The following is a 3082-nucleotide window of genomic DNA, read 5'->3' on the forward strand; positions in this document are numbered from 1 at the left end:
GTGCTCAGCAAGGTCGAGGACGGGGGTGCTGCCGTGGGCATGGTCTACAAGAAGGACGCCGCCACCGCCCCCGACAAGGTCGACGCCGTCGCCATCCCCGACGAGCAGAACGCCGTGGCGTCCTACCCCGCCGCCACCCTCAAGGGCTCGGAGAACGCCGACGCCGCCGCCGCGTTCGTCAAGTGGCTCAGCGGCCCCGAGGCGCAGCGGATCCTCCGGGACGGCGGTTTCCAGAAGCCGTGACCCGGCTCGAAAGGCCGTGACACCGGCCCACAGCTTCCGGGCGCCCCATGCCTCCCCGCAGCGGGGCGCCCGGTCGACCGCGTCACCCACGAATCCGGGACCACCGATGAGCCGCCTCAGTACCCGCACCGCGAGCCACACCCGCACCCGTGCCCCGCTCGCCCTGGCGCTGCCCGCGCTGCTCGCGATCGCGTTCCTGCTGATGCCGCTCATCGGCATCCTCGCCCGCACCGAGTGGGGCGACCTCGGCACCCACCTCTCCGCGCCCGGTGTCACCGAGGCCCTGAAGCTCTCCCTGTTCGTGTCCTTCTGGGCGCTCGGCCTCTCCCTGCTGCTCGGGGTGCCGCTGGCCTGGCTGCTCGCCCGCGTCGACTTCCCCGGCAAGGCCGTCGTACGGTCGCTGGTGCTCCTGCCGATGGTGCTGCCGCCGACCGTCGGCGGCGTCGCGCTGCTGCTCGGCTTCGGGCGGCGCGGCCTGCTCGGTCCCTGGCTGGAGAACACCTTCGGGATCGTGCTGCCCTTCCACACCTCGGGGGCGGTGATCGCGGCGACGTTCGTGGCGATGCCGTTCCTCGTGATCAGCCTGGAGGGCGCGCTCGGCGGCCTGCGCCCCGGCTTCGAGGAGACGGCCGCCTCCCTCGGGGCCTCGCCGGTACGGGTCTTCCTTACCGTCACCCTGCCGATGGTCGCCCCCGGGCTCGTCGCCGGAGCCGCGCTGACCTGGGCGCGGGCCCTCGGCGAGTTCGGCGCCACCATCACCTTCGCGGGCAATCTGCCCGGCACCACACAGACCCTGCCGCTCCAGGTGTACCTGCTGCTCCAGGACTCCCCGGAGGCCGCGACCTCCCTCTCCCTGCTGCTGCTCGCCATCGCGATGGCCGTGCTGATCGGGCTGCGGGGGCGGTGGTCGGCCGGGGCGTCGGTACGGGTGCGGGAGCCCGGACCCGACGCGGCGGGCGACGCGCCGTCAGCCACCGCCGACGACGACCGGCGACCGCTCGTCGAGGCGCCCGACACCCCCGCCGCACGGGAGAAGTGGTCCCTGCACGCCGACGTCACCGGTCACAACCAGCTCACCCTGGACGCGGACCCCGGCACCACCATCGCCGTCGTCGGACCCAACGGCGCGGGCAAGACCACGCTCCTGCGCGCCCTGCTCGGCCTCACCCCGCGCGCCCACGCACGGCTGCGGCTCGGCGAGCGCGATGTGACCGCCCTGCCGCCGCACCGCCGTCGCGTCGCCTGGGTGCCGCAGGAGGGCGCGCTCTTCCCGCACCTCAGCGCGCTCGGCAACACCGCCTACGGTCTGCGCGCCCAGGGCGTCCGGCGCGCCGAGGCCCGCCGCGAGGCACGGCGGTGGCTCGACCGGCTCGGCGTCGGCCACCTCGCGCACCGCAGGCCCGCCCAGCTCTCCGGCGGCCAGGCGCAGCGCGTCGCGCTGGCCCGCGCGCTCGCCGCCCGGCCCCGCCTGCTGCTCCTCGACGAGCCGCTCGCCGCCCTCGACCAGACCACCCGCGCCCATGTGCGGCACACCCTGCGGCGCCACCTCGACGGCTTCGGCGGGGTCTGCCTCATCGTCACGCACGACCCCGTGGAGGCGGTGTCGCTGGCCGACCGGGTTCTCGTACTCGACGACGGGCGTACGTTGCAGGACGCGCCGCCCACCGAGGTCACCCGGCACCCGCGCTCGCCCTGGGTGGCGCGGATGCTCGGGCGCAACGCCTGGCCCGGCACCGCCGACGCCGACGGCACGCTCCTCCTCGCGGGGGAGGCGCGCCTGGTCGTCGCCGATCCGCCGGACGCGGGCACGCGGGCGCTCGCCGTCATCGCCCCGGAGGCGGTCTCCGTCCACCGGGAGCGGCCCGGAGGCAGCCCGCGCAACGTCTGGCGCGGCACCGTACGGGAGATCACCACCGCCGGGAGCCGTCTGCGGGTCCTCATCACCTCGGCCGAGGCGCCCGACCTGGTCGCCGAGATCACCCCGCAGGCGGCGGTGGAGCTCGGGCTCGTGGACGGCGCGGCGGTATGGACGAGCGTGAAGGCTACGGAGGTCTCGGTCGTCGCGCTCTGACCTGTACCGCACTAGAACCTGATCGGGCGTCAGGTCAGGTTGAGGCCGCCGTCCAGCACGATGACCTCGCCCGTCAGATAGGAGCTGGCGAGCACCGACGCCACCAGGTCCGCCACGTCGGCGGGGAGTGCCGGGCGGTGCATGGGCGCCCGCTCCCGCCACAGCTCGTGGGCCCCCGACCAGTCCCTGGTCATCGGGGTGTCCACGAGACCCGGGGCCACCGCGTTGACCCGTACCCCGGGGCCGAGGGCGGCGGCCAGCAGCCGGGTCACGTGGTTCAGCGCCGCCTTGCTCGCCGCGTAGGGCACCGAGGAGCCCTTGGGGCGCACCCCGGCGTGGCTGGTGATGTTCACGATGCCGCCGCCCCCGGGGGACCGGCGCAGCGCGGGCAGGGCGGCGGTGCACAGGACCCAGGGCGCGATGAGGTTGACCTCGAGGAGGCGCCGCCACTCGGCGGGGGACGCGGCGGCCAGGTCGTCGTGGGGGATGGGCCGGCTCAGGCCCGCGTTGTTCACCAGGACGTCGAGTCGGCCGTAGCGCTCGACGGCCGACCCGGCCAGCGCCCTCGCCTCGTCCTCCACGGCCAGATCCGCCTGTACGTAGGCGCCGCCCAGCTCCGCCGCGAGCGCCTCGCCCGCCTCCGTGCTGCGGCGCGAGTGCACCACGACCCGGGTGCCGTCCGCCGCAAGTCTGCGCGCGACGGCCTCGCCGATGCCGGACGTGGAGCCGGTGACCAGGGCCACGGGCCGGTCCGCCGGGCCGGTGGGC

General features: G+C 75.5%; 3 protein-coding genes. 2 read left to right on the forward strand and 1 reads right to left on the reverse strand.

From position 1 onward, the window contains the following. A partial coding sequence (locus AB8Z36_RS36960; protein WP_369217761.1) for an extracellular solute-binding protein occupies nt 1-243 on the forward strand: 243 nt, incomplete at its 5' end. Between the two features lie 106 nt (nt 244-349). Continuing rightward, nucleotides 350-2314, forward strand: coding sequence for an ABC transporter permease (locus AB8Z36_RS36965; protein ID WP_369217762.1), 1965 nt, complete (start codon nt 350-352; stop codon nt 2312-2314). A gap of 29 nt (nt 2315-2343) precedes the next feature. Here AB8Z36_RS36965 and AB8Z36_RS36970 read toward each other — a convergent pair whose 3' ends face one another. Continuing rightward, nucleotides 2344-3057 carry an SDR family NAD(P)-dependent oxidoreductase gene (locus AB8Z36_RS36970; protein ID WP_369217763.1) on the reverse strand — a complete coding sequence of 238 codons (714 nt, stop codon included), beginning with the start codon at nt 3055-3057 and terminating at the stop codon, nt 2344-2346. Nucleotides 3058-3082 lie beyond the last annotated feature (25 nt).

Origin of the sequence: Streptomyces flavofungini, assembly GCF_041028215.1 — a bacterium.
GTDB lineage: Bacteria > Actinomycetota > Actinomycetes > Streptomycetales > Streptomycetaceae > Streptomyces > Streptomyces flavofungini_B.

Coding starts and splice junctions, on each gene's coding strand:
- AB8Z36_RS36965 (WP_369217762.1), top strand. CDS start 350: ATGAGCCGCCTCAGTACCCGCACCGCGAGCCACACCCGCACCCGTGCC.